At 63.4% G+C, this 15,357-nt stretch carries 16 protein-coding genes; 6 read left to right on the forward strand and 10 right to left on the reverse strand.

The features are described 5' to 3' along the window. On the reverse strand, positions 1 to 820 hold an 820-nt coding region (locus AYJ54_RS43570; protein WP_245328818.1), incomplete at its 3' end, for a reverse transcriptase domain-containing protein. Between the two features lie 966 nt (positions 821 to 1,786). On the opposite strand from AYJ54_RS43570, the gene AYJ54_RS43580 reads away from it, so the two are divergent. Both AYJ54_RS43580 and AYJ54_RS43585 read left to right on the forward strand, forming a co-directional pair. Then, positions 1,787 to 1,996, forward strand: coding sequence for a hypothetical protein (locus AYJ54_RS43580; RefSeq protein WP_063708650.1), 210 nt, complete (start codon positions 1,787 to 1,789; stop codon positions 1,994 to 1,996). A 672-nt stretch (positions 1,997 to 2,668) separates the two neighbouring features. Continuing rightward, entirely contained in the window at positions 2,669 to 2,941 is a 273-nt protein-coding gene (locus AYJ54_RS43585) for a hypothetical protein (RefSeq protein WP_063708651.1), read from the forward strand. A 217-nt stretch (positions 2,942 to 3,158) separates the two neighbouring features. Here AYJ54_RS43585 and greA read toward each other — a convergent pair whose 3' ends face one another. The 3 genes from greA to AYJ54_RS43600 form a co-directional block, all read right to left on the reverse strand. Continuing rightward, positions 3,159 to 3,641 carry a transcription elongation factor GreA gene (gene greA, locus AYJ54_RS43590; protein ID WP_063708652.1) on the reverse strand — a complete coding sequence of 161 codons (483 nt, stop codon included), beginning with the start codon at positions 3,639 to 3,641 and terminating at the stop codon, positions 3,159 to 3,161. A gap of 120 nt (positions 3,642 to 3,761) precedes the next feature. Next, positions 3,762 to 4,247, reverse strand: a complete 486-nt coding sequence (locus AYJ54_RS43595) for a hypothetical protein (protein ID WP_063708653.1) — start codon at positions 4,245 to 4,247, stop codon at positions 3,762 to 3,764. Positions 4,248 to 4,417: 170 nt separating this feature from the next. Beyond that, positions 4,418 to 4,768 carry a hypothetical protein gene (locus AYJ54_RS43600; protein ID WP_063708699.1) on the reverse strand — a complete coding sequence of 117 codons (351 nt, stop codon included), beginning with the start codon at positions 4,766 to 4,768 and terminating at the stop codon, positions 4,418 to 4,420. Positions 4,769 to 5,031: 263 nt separating this feature from the next. On the opposite strand from AYJ54_RS43600, the gene AYJ54_RS43605 reads away from it, so the two are divergent. Both AYJ54_RS43605 and AYJ54_RS43610 read left to right on the forward strand, forming a co-directional pair. Continuing rightward, positions 5,032 to 5,265 carry a DUF3551 domain-containing protein gene (locus AYJ54_RS43605; protein ID WP_063708654.1) on the forward strand — a complete coding sequence of 78 codons (234 nt, stop codon included), beginning with the start codon at positions 5,032 to 5,034 and terminating at the stop codon, positions 5,263 to 5,265. Positions 5,266 to 5,639: 374 nt separating this feature from the next. Then, positions 5,640 to 7,178: a peroxidase family protein gene (locus AYJ54_RS43610; RefSeq protein ID WP_063708655.1), complete on the forward strand. Its 1,539-nt coding sequence runs from the start codon at positions 5,640 to 5,642 to the stop codon at positions 7,176 to 7,178. 68 nt (positions 7,179 to 7,246) lie between these two features. Here the strand turns inward: AYJ54_RS43610 and AYJ54_RS43615 are convergent, their stop codons facing one another. After that, complete coding sequence (locus AYJ54_RS43615; RefSeq protein WP_063708656.1) at positions 7,247 to 7,765, reverse strand: hypothetical protein; 519 nt, start codon at positions 7,763 to 7,765, stop codon at positions 7,247 to 7,249. Between the two features lie 37 nt (positions 7,766 to 7,802). Next, positions 7,803 to 9,350 carry an acetolactate synthase large subunit gene (locus tag AYJ54_RS43620; protein ID WP_063708700.1) on the reverse strand — a complete coding sequence of 516 codons (1,548 nt, stop codon included), beginning with the start codon at positions 9,348 to 9,350 and terminating at the stop codon, positions 7,803 to 7,805. A gap of 266 nt (positions 9,351 to 9,616) precedes the next feature. On the opposite strand from AYJ54_RS43620, the gene AYJ54_RS43625 reads away from it, so the two are divergent. Both AYJ54_RS43625 and AYJ54_RS43630 read left to right on the forward strand, forming a co-directional pair. Then, entirely contained in the window at positions 9,617 to 10,195 is a 579-nt protein-coding gene (locus AYJ54_RS43625; protein WP_063708657.1) for a L,D-transpeptidase, read from the forward strand. Between the two features lie 84 nt (positions 10,196 to 10,279). Next, positions 10,280 to 11,095: a DUF2927 domain-containing protein gene (locus AYJ54_RS43630; protein WP_063708658.1), complete on the forward strand. Its 816-nt coding sequence runs from the start codon at positions 10,280 to 10,282 to the stop codon at positions 11,093 to 11,095. A gap of 187 nt (positions 11,096 to 11,282) precedes the next feature. On the opposite strand, the gene AYJ54_RS43635 is transcribed toward AYJ54_RS43630, so the two are convergent. From AYJ54_RS43635 to AYJ54_RS43650, 4 genes are all read right to left on the reverse strand, one after another. Beyond that, a complete protein-coding gene (locus AYJ54_RS43635; RefSeq protein WP_063708659.1) occupies positions 11,283 to 12,083 on the reverse strand; it encodes a class I SAM-dependent methyltransferase in 801 nt (266 codons plus the stop codon). Positions 12,084 to 12,283: 200 nt separating this feature from the next. Continuing rightward, positions 12,284 to 13,429, reverse strand: a complete 1,146-nt coding sequence (locus tag AYJ54_RS43640; RefSeq protein WP_063708660.1) for an alanine racemase — start codon at positions 13,427 to 13,429, stop codon at positions 12,284 to 12,286. Next, the gene (locus AYJ54_RS43645; RefSeq protein ID WP_063708661.1) at positions 13,419 to 14,072 is read right to left on the reverse strand and encodes a helix-turn-helix transcriptional regulator; all 654 of its coding nucleotides are present in this window, start codon (positions 14,070 to 14,072) and stop codon (positions 13,419 to 13,421) included. The genes AYJ54_RS43640 and AYJ54_RS43645 overlap by 11 nt, the downstream gene beginning before the upstream one ends. 9 nt (positions 14,073 to 14,081) lie before the next feature. Continuing rightward, positions 14,082 to 15,209 carry a threonine synthase gene (locus AYJ54_RS43650; RefSeq protein WP_063708662.1) on the reverse strand — a complete coding sequence of 376 codons (1,128 nt, stop codon included), beginning with the start codon at positions 15,207 to 15,209 and terminating at the stop codon, positions 14,082 to 14,084. Positions 15,210 to 15,357: the final 148 nt, after the last annotated feature.

Genomic DNA, 15,357 nt, shown 5'->3' on the forward strand with positions numbered 1-15,357 from the left:
CGCGGCTGAGGATAACGAAGTCGTCGGCATAGGAGATGACGTGAGCCTGGAACGCGTCGCCGCAGCCAGTCAAACGCCAATGCTTCAGGAACCGATTCATGTAAATGTTGGCCAGCAATGGACTTGCGACGCCGCCTTGCGGCGTGCCGCGTGTGTTTCGCTTGCCGCCACTCATGCGCCGGGTTCCGTCCGCGTCCCGTTCTTCGATCGGCGCCCTCAGCCACATCTTGATGAGACGCAGGACGTTTCGATCCACCACACGCCGGGCTACTGACTTGATCAGCTCGGAATGCGGTATCGTATCGAAGTACTTGGACAAATCAGCATCAACTACGTCAGCATTGCCCCGACATAAATGCCGGTGCACTTCCTTGACCGCGTCCACCGCCCCGCGAGCGGGCCGGTAGCCGTAGGCATTGTCCTCGAAGTCAGCCTCGAAGATAGGTTCGATCACGATCTTGGCGGCAGTCTGAATCACACGATCACGAATGGTCGGAATGCCGAGCGGACGCTCGCCACCATTCGCTTTCGGGATCATCACCCGCCGCACCGGATCAGGTCGGTACGTCTTCGAGACCAGTTCCGCGCGCAAGTCCGCCAACCATGCTTCCAGGCCCAGCTCTTCGATGCGAGCAAACGTCATCCCATCCACACCTGGGGCACCCGCATTAAGGCGAGCGAGCCGATAGGCGTGGACCAGGATGTCCTCGCGACAGATCTTGTCGTAGAGCAGATAGAAGCGGAAGGTGGGCTCCGCCTTCGCTTTGCAGTAGAGCTTTCTCTGAAGGCTCCGGATCTTATCAGGCGTTGTCAGGCTCATCACCAATCACCTTCACCTCACCATCTTCAAAAGCGCACCAGAAGTCGGGGCCCTTTGCTCCACCGGCATTACCCGGCATCAACGCTCCTATTGCCCCGTCCGACTCCCGCCGTGACCACCGCCTCATGCGATGTTGAGGCCGCTACCCTCGTCCGCGACGGGTCTCCCCCTGTAACTACGAACTACCCTTCCGGCGTGCCGTGCCCACTACCCCGGCGGATCGCGTGGGTGCGCGTGTCGATTGCTTCCCCACACGTGCGGCCTTCCCCAAATGACCGGCGGGTCGGCATCCGCATTCGAACTTTCGAGGCCTGCTCAGGCTTCACTTTGTTACGGCCCATCGGATCGCTCAGCAGCCCAAGGCTGCCTTTGTCGCAGGGCTCCGACCCAGTCAGTTACCCGACCGTGCCGCCTGCCAGCTTCCGGACCAATCGACAATTATCCGGGTGAGATCCTCCCTCACTGATAGTTCGCGCCCTCGGGGCGCACGGTCATTCGCGTCGGTTTGGCCGCGCACCAGCCATTTCCGGTCTGCCCCTGACAGCCGACATGTAAACCAGCACGGATCTCGTCGGTACGGGCCAATTCCGAAAGTCGGCCGCCAATAGGCGCGCCCAGCAACGATCTATTAATCGTGAGCGCGCGCCTCACGTGCGTTTTGAGCGATTAGCGCTTAAGTTGTGATCGAGCTGAGGGTCGGAAGCTTTGGTGCAAATCGCATGCAAACATACGATTGGGCTGTTGTCCTGTACTACGTGTGGCCGGTCATCTTGATACCTGGGGGATGGATCGTGTTAGGGCGATTGTGCCGGGAACGCGCAGCCTCCGGCGCCTCGATGATTGAGTTGCGGGAGCAACACCTCACCGAAACATATCGGATGAGCGCTGCGATGGAGAGGATCGCAGCTGTTCTCGAGAAAAACCATAGGGACTGATCAAAGTTACCTAGCTTAGGAGAGGTTGTGGATGACCGTGCGCGATATACTGCTTGCTATGTACTCTTGGTGGCCGTTCATCCTGATAGTGGGTGGATCGATCTTAGCAATGCGTGTGATGCGCCAACGCACCCCGTCCGGCGCCACGATGATTGATCTATATGAGCAGCAGATTGCAGAAACGCGCCGAACGAACGCAGGATTGGAGCGGATCGCTGCTGCTCTCGAGAAAAACTCGTAGGATTAACTCGGAGCCGTCCGGATGGCCCGAATGACGCAAACTCAATCAGGCCCGCCGAACTTCCGCTTAGGGTCTTGGCTGTGTGAAAACGCTAAGACGGTTGGAGGCAATAGAAGAAGTTATTCGTCCAAGACCGTTCTGGGGCGGCCCACGGGATTTGCTAGGCATATTTGGTGGGAGTAGGAAATGAGGGTGGCTGATCACGTGGCCCGAGCTACCGCATCGATGACATCACCGTGAAACACCCCAATCCAAGAAAGCATCGACGGCTTCGGCAGACCAAGTGGAGTCCGGATCGCGCGGGCTTTGTATGGATGCTGGTGTCAGGATTTATCGTTGTCACCATTTTCGCGGTGGTCGTTATTTATTACCCTTTCTTACCGCAGCGGAATGCTGGCGTGGGCTTTGGACCCGACTGGGATTGCACTCCTCAACCCAGCGGTGAGCCCACTTGTATCAAGAAGGTCGGTCGATAAAAGCGGCCCATACGTGCGCGTAGACTTCTGCAACGGGTCAAACTCGGAAGTGGCTGGCCAGCGCACCTTGGACCGCTTTCCTCTCGGTAGCCGACCTAACCTTTGCGGTCCCAAACGGCAGTCAAGGGCCAAGGGCGGCCATGGCAAGCTTGGCCTAGTATGAAAGAGGTCTCCACTAGAGTTGAGGATCGGGTCTATGGCCATAGACAAAGAAGCTTCTCGCATCTGGCGTGGTCGCATCAGAGATATTCTGAACCAGCAGTGGAATCCAATTGGCGCGTGCCCCGCCGATGAATACGATGCCTATGTTGGTGCTGTAGCCGCCATGGTTCGCGACAATACGACCGACGAGGCTCTGATGGAGCATTTCGAATGGGCTGAGTCTGTGCACATGGGCTTTGGCCGGTTTGATCCCGAGCGCGCTAGGACAGTCATCGCATCGATAAGAGCACTCGGTACGGCGCCGTAGCGGGAGGGGCACTCTACTGGACTTCTGCTGCGGATCAACAAGCGCCGCCCCCTGGGTCCAAAGCTCTGTCAGCTTTGACTCTACCAGCGGAAATCTCGTACTTTTGCGTTCGTGGAGCCGAGGTGTCTCGCGTCTAGCGTCCCGACACTCGCATCAACGTCCTGCAATTCGTGTTCAAGGCGCTGGATATCACCATCGCAGCCGCTGCAAACGCAGCCTACGCGATCGACAGAATCTCGATCTCCTGATTGCCCGAGCCGACGACGTCTCCGACGGCTTTCCCGATCATGGATTTCGCGACCGGCGATACGAAGGAGATCGACCCGGCCTTCGGATCAGCCTCATCCTCCCCAACGATGCGATATGTCTGCACGCGGCCATCGGCACGGCTGAACGTCACCGTGCTGCCAAAGGCGACCGTATCGCTCGACGATGGGTTGGCAATGACCTGGGCCGTGCGGAGTCTTTCGACCAAATAGCGGACGTCACGCACGGGGACCGCCGACTGCCGGCGTCTTTCATTGACGTCTTCGATCTGCTGCGCGGCCTCATAGGCCTCGCGCGCCTGCCGAAGCTGCAGCTCCAGGGCCTGCAATCCCGATTCCGTCACCAGGTTGGGATGAGGCGAAATCGGGCGATCCGGCAACAACGTCTCGGACGCGGTTTCGGCACTCTCTTCTTTGGTAAAGGCGACGCTCAATTCTCAGACCTCATCGAAGTGATGCGCCCGCTCCGGGACGCGCTTGCCCACCGTTCGAATAACGGCCGCGCCTTTGTCTACCGAGGCGACGCCCGACCGCTATCGGCGATTGTACCGAACCTATATCTCAAGGTCGACGTAGCGGCGCAGCTTGAAGACGATATCGGGCAGCCGCTGGCGGAACCGTGTCGCGTTGCGGAACGTGGTCGAGAACGGCGCGAACGTGATCATCGCGTTCCAATTCCGATAGCCGTAGACCGTGACGGAGACACCGGACGCTGGGAATTCTTCTATCTTGCGCAACTCACCGAGCACAAGATCGGCAATCGCTTCCGCAGGCAGCCGTCGTTTGCCATCCGGTTGCATCACCACGTGACGGACCGGCCCGGCCATTTTCACGGACGCGACTACGCCGTTGGATGCACCCTCGCGCCTTGGCAGTGTCGCTTCCGGGACCTGCGACGCGTCCGCTTCCAACACGCTCGTCGGCGCTGTCGGCGGAACTTCGGCGAGCGGAGGCGGCTCAACGACGTCGGCGCGCTTGCCCCCTCCCAGGATGCTGCTGATCATCGCCACAAGGCCAGCATCCTTCGCATCATCACTCATAACTATCCCCGGGGCTTTGGCCTACTCTAGCACCGCTGGCGTAGACCGCCACAAGGTATGCAGATCGGATCGCCGCAGACAAAGTTTCCCAAGGCCGCTCTCTGATACCTCAGATCTCAAATGATCACAGTGGCGCAACGGCTGATCGCGTCGCGCCGCTGCACGATCCGCTACCGCTTATCGAACGGAATGTATTGCTGGTACTGCTTCGGCACCGAACTGCGATAGCGCGCTGGAACGGTGCCGGTGGCGATCGAATGATCGATCTCCTGCCGCCGCGTCATCATCTTCTTCGCCGGCTTCTTTGCGGCGCTCTTCTTCGAGTCGGTCGACGGAGTGGAGGTGTCGGTGGTTGCGCTCGGCGTCGTCGTTGCCGTCGGACTAGAGGTCGCGGCCGGCGCGGTGGTCGCAGCGTCCGGCGCGGTGTCGCCAGCGGCCGGTGCGCTCTGAGCCAGCGCGATCGGCGTTTGCAGAACGAGCGCCAGCGCTGCCGTCGCAGCGAGCAGATATGACCTTTGCATCGAGACCTCCAAATTACTGACCCAATGACCAAAGCGTAGTCCCGCCGGATCAACCGGTGCAAGTCGCGCAGGATAGGCCGGAACCCGCGCGAACTGTGGCCGAGATCACATAGCCGGCCGCAGCCTGCGTCATCATGCGTCACACCTGAACGCACCGGGCGCTGCGGACAACAAAACAGGTATGACCATGCATCGGACGAGCCCCTTGGAAACGCAAAGGCCGGTTGACATGGACCATCAATCCGTACCCGAAGGAGACTGAAATGCGTCGCACCATCCTGACCCTTGCGTCATTCGCCACGCTGCTTGCCGCGACATTCTCGGCGCCGGCACATGCCGCAAACGACAGATATTGTCTGCAAGGCCGCAGCTCGGGCTATCCCGGCAACTGCCAGTTCGCCAGCTACCAGCAGTGCCTCGCGACGGCCTCCGGTACGAATGCCTATTGCGGCCTCAATCCGCACTACGCGTTCGCGCAGCAGCGCTACTACTACTGATGACGTGGCGCGTGCGTTTGCGGGCCTTCGCACGCCGCCACACTTCTCGCGCGCACACGGTCGCTGACGATAGGTCGGCGCCGCTGACATTGTACGGGCCACGATGTGCGGATCGCGCGCGCGCAAGGCTGCGCCGATCGTCTCGCGCTGATCGATGACGAGAATGTTATTCGCGAGCGCGCCGGGAAGAATTTGCAAAGCGCAGCCGCGGCTTGTTCACGCCGCGTCCTCCCGAAGCACAGGCATTGCCGCGCGCGACAGCCGCCGGGCGGCTTGTCGCCTCGCCACGCTTGATCTAGCTTAACCTGCATATTCTTTTTCGAGCAACTTTAGCTTTATTCATTTTCCGTCGTGACTTTTCAGGGAGGTGTTTCATGAGCAGCCGCCACAGCATTATTCCGCGCGGTTTGAACGCGACACGTTCTCCGCTTTCGCAAGGCCGCTTCGGTCGCATGTTCGGCAACCTCACGCCGGCAAAATTCGGCCCGAACGACGCCGACAACATCGCAAATCTCTCGGCACTCGCAGACAACATGGTCGGCGATTTCGACGCGCCCAAGAACGGGCCGGATGCGGAGGAGAGCGGAATTCCCGCCCTTTACACCTATTTCGGCCAGTTTATCGATCACGATATCACCTTCGATCCCGTGAGCTCGCTGACCAAGCAGCAGGACCCGGACGGGCTCGTCGATTTCCGCACGCCGGCGCTGGATCTGGACAATCTCTACGGGCGTGGTCCGGGTGACCAGCCCTACATGTACGACAACAGCGGCAAGTTTCTCCTCGGCGAAACCTTGACCGGCGCCGGCGTATCCAACGCCAACGACCTGCCGCGCTTCAAGGGCCGTGCGCTGATCGGCGATCCTCGTAACGACGAGAACAGCATCGTCTCGCAGCTTCAGGGACTGATGCTACGTTTCCACAATCGCATGCTCGACGACAATCCCGGCCTGTCCTTCCAGGACGTGCAGCAGCGTGTCCGCTTCCACTACCAGTATGTTGTGCTGAACGACTTCCTGCCGCGGATCGTCCACGCCAGCGTGCTGGACGATCTCAAGACCGCCGGCCGCTACGATCGCGGCAAGATCAAGTACTACCACTGGAAGACCTGGCCGTTCATGCCGGTCGAGTTCTCCGTTGCCGCCTACCGCCTCGGGCACTCCATGATCCGCCCTGGCTACCGGCTGAACGACGCCGACAACATGTTGCTGCAGATCTTCCCTGACCCCAACAACCCCGACACCAATGCGCTGACCGGCTTCCGCGCCATGGGTCCGGGACGCGCGATCGACTGGGGCCGCTTCATCGACATCGACACGCGCCCCTATGGCGTCGAGGACGACGACACCAATTCGGACAACAAGAGGCGGCTTCAGTTCGCCTATCGCCTCGATACGTCGCTGGTCGATCCGCTGCGCAAGCTGCCGCCGGAGGTCGCTTCCGATCCGCCATCGCTGGCGCTCCGCAATCTCGAACGCGGCTGGCGGCTCGGCCTGCCCTCGGGCCAGGCGGTTGCGAGAGCGATGCACCTGACGCCGCTGACCGACGAGCAGATCATTATCGGCAGGGCCGTCGACCACCCCGAAGAGGGCGATCCGCAAGTTCCGATCGCGTCTATCGCGAACGGCGTGTTCAAGGGCAACTGCCCGCTCTGGGCCTACATCCTCGCCGAAGCGCGGCAGTTCCAGGCCGCGGTGACGATCCCGGCCACAGGCGCGCCGGGCCCGATCAACACGCCGCAGCTCGGACCGGTCGGCGGACGCATCGTGGCGGAGGTCTTCCTCGGCATGATGTTCGGCGACAATTCCTCCGTGCTGTCGCTCGACCCGCATTGGGCACCGGTGACGGGCATGAGCTTCGCGCTCAAAGATCTCGTGGCCTATGCGCTTGGCCAGGGCGCTCCCCTGCACTGAGCCCGCGCAAGCGACGACCGCCTACGTGAAGGCCGCCCTTGCCCGGGCGGCCTTTTGCCGAAGCCGCCTCAATGACCGCCACCCAAGCCGACCTCATCCAGCCGCGCGGCGAACCAGAGCGTGAGCGGCCGATCGACGACGCCGCCGATATAGATCTCCGACATCGTCACGTTGTGTTTCGCCAGCACCAGCAGCACGCCCATCCAGTAGGCGAACCAGACATCCGGATCGGTCATCGCCTTCAGCTTGTGCTGGTCGTGCTCGAGCGAGGTGTGATTGCTCGCCTTGCGGATTTCGACGGCGAGCAGATTTCTCGGGATCTCACGCTGATGCACGACGACGTCGGGATAGATCGATTTGCTCAGATGATCGTCGGTGGAGATGATCGTGCCGTGCGGAAGGAGCAGCGTGCGCTCGCCGAGCCGGTCGTAGTTGCAGTCGACCGCCCAGCCCGGGAACTGCTTCTCCAGATACACGGCGAAGCGATGGGTGATGGCGCGCTCGCCGACATCCATGTCGAACAGAAAGGTCTCTTGCGCGTAGAGGTCCCGGAGCGCCGCCACCACCTTGTTCAATTCGGCCTGCATCGTGCCCCGCCCCCCGGTGCTTGCGATGGCCTGCCCTCTACATCTGGACTTCGATCAGCCGCGGTCCCGGTTCGGCGACGGCTTCGGCCAGCGCCTTGTTGAATTCGTCGGCGTTGGTCACGGCACGGCCGGGCACGCCCATGCCCTTCGCCATCGCCACGAAATCGAGGGTCGGCCTGTCGAGTCTCAGCATGTCGTTGGCGCGCTGGCCGGGTTCGCCCGCGCCGACATTGTCGAACTCGCCGCGCAGGATCTGGTAGATGCGGTTGGCGAACACGATGGTGACGATGTTCAGGTTCTCGCGGGCCTGGGTCCACAGCGACTGGATCGTGTACATCGCGCTGCCGTCGCCGACCATGCACATCACCTTGCGGTCCGGACAGGCGATTGCAGCACCGATCGACAGCGGCGTCGAGAAACCGATCGAGCCGCCCATGTTCTGGAGCCAGTCGTGCGGGGCGGCCGCCGCCGTCGGCGGGAAGAAGCCGCGGCCGGTGGTCAGGGATTCGTCGACCAGGATCGCGTTCTCAGGGATCGCGCAGGCGATCGCCTGCGCGATCGAGGCGAATGTCAGCCCGCCCGTCGGCTTGACCAGTTCCTGCAACGGTTGCGGCTTGACGTCCTTGGCGCTCGCATGCAGCGCGCCGGCGAGCGCTTCCAGCGCCACGACCGAGTTCTCGCCCCAGGAGGTCATGCGATGCACGTCGCAGCCCTCGGGCTTCAGCATGCTCGGCCTGTTCGGATAGGCGAAGAAGGCCACGGGATCGTCGGCCTCGACCAGCACGATGTGGCGGAACTTCGCCAGCATCGGCAGCGCCTGCTCGATTACATAGTGGATGCGATCGATCGAGAAACGGCCGCGGCCGCGCGCCATCTTCGGACGGAAGGTCGGCCCCATCACGGAGCAGCCGGTCCTGCCGGCAATGCGTTGGGCCAGCGCCAGCCCGTGCTCGGTCAACGCACTGCCGGTCATCAGCAACAGCGTACCTTCGCCGTCGCGGTGCAGTATCCTGGCGGCCTGCTCGACCGCCTGCGGCGAATAGCTCGCCCGCTGCTTTTCGGCAGGCACCTCGGCGATGCCGTCGGCCTCGTTCCAGGCGGTATCGGCGGGCAGGATCAGGGTTGCGATCTGCGGCGGCGAGCTCTTCGCGGCAGCGATCGCCGCGGCGCCGTCGGCGGCGACCGATTTGGAATCCGGCGAGGTGCGGACCCAGGACGACATCGGCCGGGCCAGGCCCTCGATGTCGGAGGTCAGCGGCGCGTTGTAACCGATGTGGTAGACGGCGTGCTGCCCGACGATGTTGACAATGCCGGAATTCGCCTTCTTGGCGTTGTGCAGGTTGGCAAGGCCATTGGCGAGGCCGGGGCCGAGATGCAGCAGCGTCGAGGCCGGCGTGCCCTTCATGCGGAAATAGCCGTCGGCGGCTCCCGTCACCACGCCTTCGAACAGGCCGAGCACACAGCGCATGCCCGGCACACGGTCCAGCGCCGCGACAAAATGCATCTCGGACGTGCCGGGATTGGTGAAGCAGATGTCGACCCCGCCCTTGACCAGCGTCCTTACCAGACTTTCCGCACCGTTCATCATTCAGCTCCAGCAGCCGGCAATTTCCAACGTTCCGTCCCGACCAATCATTGTTCGCGCGCCTCGTCAAAGCAATAGCGGCGATTGCTGCCCTGCCCCGCGCAACGATGCGCCGGCTTGGCTAATGCTTTTGTGCAAATTGGCGCGGGTTGCGATTTGGTAACGCCGATCGTTAAGGATAGCGCCGCTCACGCGGCCGTGGCTTGCGGAACGGGCGCAAATGTGGCCTCTAGCTCTGGTTGAATCAATTTTTGCTGGGGGGACCCATGATCCGGCTCTTTGCCGCGCCAGTTGCAGCCATCGCACTCCTCACGGCCACGGCAGGCGGCGCCTTCGCGCAGGAGTTCGACTCCCGCTACATCATGGGCGGCGGCCCGAACTTCTTCCATTCCGGCGCGAATCCGATTCCCCGCACCACCGTCATCTATAACGGCCATTACGCGCCCGGCACGATCGTCGTGAACACCGCCGAGCGGCGACTGTATCTGGTGCTGCCAAACGGCCAGGCGCTGCGCTACGGCATCGGCGTCGGCCGCGACGGCTTCCGCTGGGGCGGGGTGCACAGGATCACCGCCAAGAAGGAGTGGCCGGACTGGACGCCGCCCTCACAGATGCTCGCGCGCCGGCCGGACCTGCCGCGCCACATGAAGGGCGGCATCGAAAATCCGCTCGGCGCGCGCGCCATCTATCTGGGCTCGACGCTCTATCGCATCCACGGCTCCAACGAGCCGGAGACGATCGGCCAGGCCGTCTCCTCCGGCTGCTTCCGCATGACAAATGACGACGTCACCGACCTCTATGGCCGCGTCTCGGTCGGCACCACCGTGGTGGTGCTGAACAACTAGGCGCACGCGCGCGGCGGGAACCCGGCGGGTGCGTGAATTTGCGGTCTTGTGCGCGCGCTCCGAATACGGCAGCGTCAGGCAACGATGAGTGCATCCGCCCCGCCCTCGCCTGACTTTCGCATCGCCCTCGTGGCGCTCGCAGCCTTCGCGTTCGTCGGTGACATCGCTACCATTGCGAGCGCGGGCGAGCTGCCCGCGATCGCCTCGCGCCAGCGCGCCGAGAAGAAGAGCTTCACCGACAGCGAGATCGTCGAGGGCTTTCTGAAGACCGCGTTCGGCGCCGAACACCACCTCGCCGGTCGCGTCGACCGGATCCGCAAGTTCGACGAGCCGGTGCGCGTCTACGTCGAGAGCGACCGCGCCGACCGCAAGGCACAGCTCGCCAGGATCGTGGCCGATATCGGCGCCCGCGTGCAGCATCTCGACATCGCCATGACCGACACCAGCGAGGCGGCGAACGTGCGCGTCAAGCTGGTGCGCGACCGCGACCTCTATCGGACCATTTCGAGCTTCTACGGCGCGGAGAAGGCGCGCGAGATCCGCTCCTCGCTCGATCCGCAATGCCTGTCCGGCTTCCGCAAGAACGACAATTTCGAGATCGAGCATTCCGACGTCATCCTCACCGTCGACAATGGCGACTTCACCTTCCTCGACTGCGCCTATGAGGAGCTGTTGCAATCGCTCGGCCCGATCAACGACACCGCGAGCGTGCCCTGGACCATGTTCAACGACAACGTCTCGATGGGCTATTTCGACGTCTACGACCAATACATCCTCAATTTGCTCTACGACCCCCGCATCAAGCCCGGCATGACCGTGCACGAGGTCAAGGCGCTGCTGCCCGACGTGCTCGCGGATGTGCGGGCGTGGGTGAAGCGGGTGAACAATCTGGTGGAGTGAGGGCTCATAACCGCTGCACTCTCCCCCTTGTGGGAGAGGGTGGCTTCGCGGCACGCGAAGCCGGGTGAGGGGTCTCTCTCCGCGAATGACTCTCGCGCATCGAGGCTCGCGGATAGAACCCCTCATCCAGCGCTTCGCGCCACCTTCTCCCACAAGGGGAGAAGGGAAAGCAGCGGCGACCGCCCCCTCATACCTTCCTTGCCTTCGTCATCAAGAACTGCTGGCGCATCACGTTGTTGCTGCGGTCGAAATACTCCGAGGTCAGGGCGTCGAACTCGGCCCGGAAGCTGTGCAGCTTGTCCGGTTCGTCCTTGTACTGGGCGATGAGCTTGATCATCGGACCGACGGCCGCTTCCATGGTGCGGCGGAAATGCTGCGGGCTGAGCGCGGAGGGCGTCATCATGTCCATCTCGAAGGAGAGGTCTTTCACCTTGCCCGCAAGGCGCTCGGTGATGATTTTGGGATCGCCCCATAGCACCGGCGAGGCCACCCCCTCGGGCGGCGGCACATGGCGCGCGATCAGCGCGAACATCCGTCCGACATAGAGATGCGGAGGCCAGGTGGAGAAGGCGATGGTGCCGCCGGGCTTCAATACGCGCAGCATCTCGCCGATGGCGATGTCGGGGCGCGGCGCGAACATGTGGCCGAACTGGCTGACGACCACGTCGAACTCGTTATCGCCATAGGGCAGGCCTTCTGCGTCACCCTCCTTGAAGTCGACATCGAGGTTCACGAGCTGCGCATGCTCGCGGGCGCGCTCGATGAGGACCGGTGACAGATCGAGCCCCCTCACCTTCGCGCCGCGGCGCGCCGCCGTGATCGCGACGACACCGGTGCCGCACCCGACGTCGAGCAGCCTTTGACCGGCGGCAACGCCGGCAAAATTCACGAGCTTGGCTGCCGTCGGCGTCGTGAACACCTCCATCGGCGTGAACAGCGACCAGGCTTCCTTCTGGATCGCCTTGAAACCTGCAAACGGGTCGGTCATAGAACTCTCTCCCTTCGCTCGAAGTCCTCTTTCATGAGGCTGGTGACGGATGGCGAAGGTTCAATGCGTGCCTGCGATAGCGAAAGCGGAACTTAACATTCCCGCGGCGCGTTGTGCCGCCGTCTCGCTGCTCTGAAGACCAGAGGGCGCAGGGAAGGCCGGGCGCCGGCTGGCACCTACGATCCCGTGTGATGCGCGTCCTACCAGCCGTTGATGCGAGGCCAGATCGCGCTGATGCCGCCGGCACCGTCGAGAACGTGGTAGCGGTCGTATTGGGCGCCGGTCGCGCAGGCGTGATTGGTCAGGATGCGGATGCGCGAGCCGACGGGCAGGTCGGGCAGCGTCGCCGTCGATCCCTTGCGGAGCGCGATGATGCCGTGTTCCTGGTTGGCGTCGGCAACGATGAGATCCGGGTACGGCTGCCCCGCGAGGTCGCAGACCACGCCATAGCCCTGGTCGACCGCCTGCTTCGCCGTGCTGCGGTCGCGCGACAGCGCCATCCAGCCGGCATCGGCGATGATCCAGCCCTTGGCCTTCTGATGCCCAATGACGGTGGCGAGCACCGAGAGCACGAGGTCGCCCATGGCTACCGAACTGACACCGGCCTGATAGAGGTCTCCGAACATGAAGACGCCGGCGCGGACCTCGGTGACGCCGGTCAAGTCGCGCGCGTAGCGCGCCGTCGGCGTCGCGCCCACGCTCACCACCGGGCAAGGCAGCCCAGCGTTGCGCAAGGCCTCGGCAGCCGTCACGGCGGCGACGCGTTCCGCCTCAGCCGCCTGCGCAATGGCCGCGGGATCGTTCAGCGCGTAGCTGTCGCCGGCGTGAAGCAGCACGCCGCGCAACTCGGCTCCTCCTGAGACCACTCGCCTGCCGATCGCGACCAGCGTCGCCGTGTCGGTTGGGGCGACGCCGGAGCGGTGACCATCCGCATCGACCTCGATCAGCGCCGGAATGGCGTCGCCACTGCGAGCGGCATGCGCGGCAACCGCGTCGGCCTGCTCGACGCTGTCGAGGATCACCGCGAGATCGGCACCCGATGCACGGATGGCGGAGACGCGCCCCAGCTTCGCAGGCGCGATGCCGACAGCGTAGATCATGTCGCACACGCCGCCGGCGGCAAAATACTCGGCCTCGCGCAGCGTTGAGATCGTCGCCGGCCCGGCAGACGAGGGCATCGCGATGCGCGCGACGTCCAGCGATTTCGCCGTCTTTAAATGCGGACGGAAAGCGACGCCGAGGCTGTCGAGATGCGCCTTCATTCGCGCGACATTGGCACGGAGCCGCGCTTCGTCGAGCAGCAAACAGGGCGTTTGGAGGGTCAATAGATCTGTATTACCTGGCATCGGCGTACACCGTGGCACGTGAAACCCCGAGATGGGCGGCGATGATGTCCGAGGAGCGGCGCACCTGCATGCAGCCGGCTTCCCGCAATTCGCGCAGCAAGATGCGGCGGTCCTCCGTCGTCAACGCGCGCGGCGTGGTCGCGCGTTGCGCCGCGAACCGGTCGATATGTGCCCGGATGGCCTCGGCGCCAACCGGGTTGAGCGTCTCGTGCGGGCTGTTTTGCGCCTCGACGCTGACGAACTGGCCGATGGCGCTCTGCAGGCCCTGGAACAGCGTCAGGTCGACGTTCAGGCAGAGTGCGGCGACGTAATCACCCTTCGCGTCCTTGATGCCGATGGAGGTGCTCTTGGCCTGCCTGCCGTCCGCAAAGCTGTTGGCGTAGTTCGCGATCACCTGCGCGTAGTCGGGATCGGCGATGCGGGCCAGCCCAAGCTCGGTCGCGGGCTGGCCGACCTTGCGTCCCGACAGGTTGTTGTGAATGGCGACGATCGCGTTCTTGGGATGGGTGAGATCGTGCAGCACGACCTCGCAGAACGGCGCGAAGGTCTCGCCGAGACCTTTCGCGATCTGCTGCAACTGGTCGAACAGCGCCTTGCGATCTGCACCGGCCTTGCTCAATGCGGTAGATTTGCGTCGGCTCATCGCGCCGCCCTACTGCAACAGATCGGCGACGATGGTTGCGGCCTTCAGGCCCGTGCCGGTGAGGACCGCCACCGAGGTCTCGCTTGCCTTGATGGCTCCGGCGCTGGTGAGCTTGTCGAGTGCTGCGGCCGCGCTTGCGCTGGTGGGCTCGGCGAACAGTCCCTGCCGCGCAAGCCCGCGCAGGGCGGCAACGATCTCCGCCTCCGTGAGCGCAACGGTGCCGCCTCCGCTTTCGCGCAAGCTCCCGATGATCTCGCGCAGGCGCAAGGGATGCTTGATGGCGGTGCCTTCGGCGATGGTCTTGTGCACCTCGCGCGGCACCGGCGTATCGACGCCGGCCTTGAAGCTCGCATCGATCGGGGAGCAGTTCAGCGGCTGCGCCGCAAAGAGGCGTGGCAGTTTTGCGATCTGCCCGGCCTTCAAGAGCTCACGGAAGCCGAACGCGCAGCCGAGCAGGCTGCTGCCGGCGCCGACGGGAACGATGACGTTATCGGGCGCGCGGAAGCCGAGATCCTCCCAGATTTCATAGGCGAGCGATTTGGTGCCTTCGAGAAAGAACGGCTGCCAGTTGTGGCTGGCATAGAAGATCTGGTTCGACTGGCGGATGGCCTCGGCCTCCGACTCCTCGCGCGGTCCCTCGACGAGTTGCACCGCGGCGCCATAAGCGCGCACCTGCGCGATCTTCGCGGGCGACGTCGAGGACGGTGCCAGGATCTTCACGCGCATCCCGCCGGCGGCGCCGAGCCCGGCCATGGACGAGCCGCCATTGCCGGAGCTGTCCTCCAGCACGGCATCGACACCTATCTGTCGAAGGAAGGACAGCATCACCGACGATCCCCTGTCCTTGAAGCTGCCGGTCGGATTGAACCATTCGAGCTTGAAGAACGGCCGCAGGTCGCCCCACGCCTGCTGGACCAGCGGCGTGCAGCCTTCGCCGAGCGTGATCGGGTTTTTGATCTCGACCGGCAGCGCCGCTTTGTAGCGCCATAGCGATCGCGCTCGGGTATCGATCTCATCGCGCGACAGCCCTGCCCCCGGCGTGACCAAAAGCGGCGTGCGCTCGTCCGAGCACCAGCGCGGCTTATCCAGCGGATAGAGTCTTCCGTTGCGAGGGTCGATGTAGCAGGGGGCGGACATGGCGTTCTCCTGGGAGAGCGGCGGTCTGTACGATATGTCTGAATATAGACGTTTTGTCCAGCTCGCCAGATGGCAGCGCAATTGCACACGAGCTAGCGCTTGTGGCGCTGAAGCTTCCACCTCGTCATGGCCGGGCTTGTCCCGGCCA

Source organism: Bradyrhizobium centrolobii (genome assembly GCF_001641635.1).
GTDB lineage: Bacteria > Pseudomonadota > Alphaproteobacteria > Rhizobiales > Xanthobacteraceae > Bradyrhizobium > Bradyrhizobium centrolobii.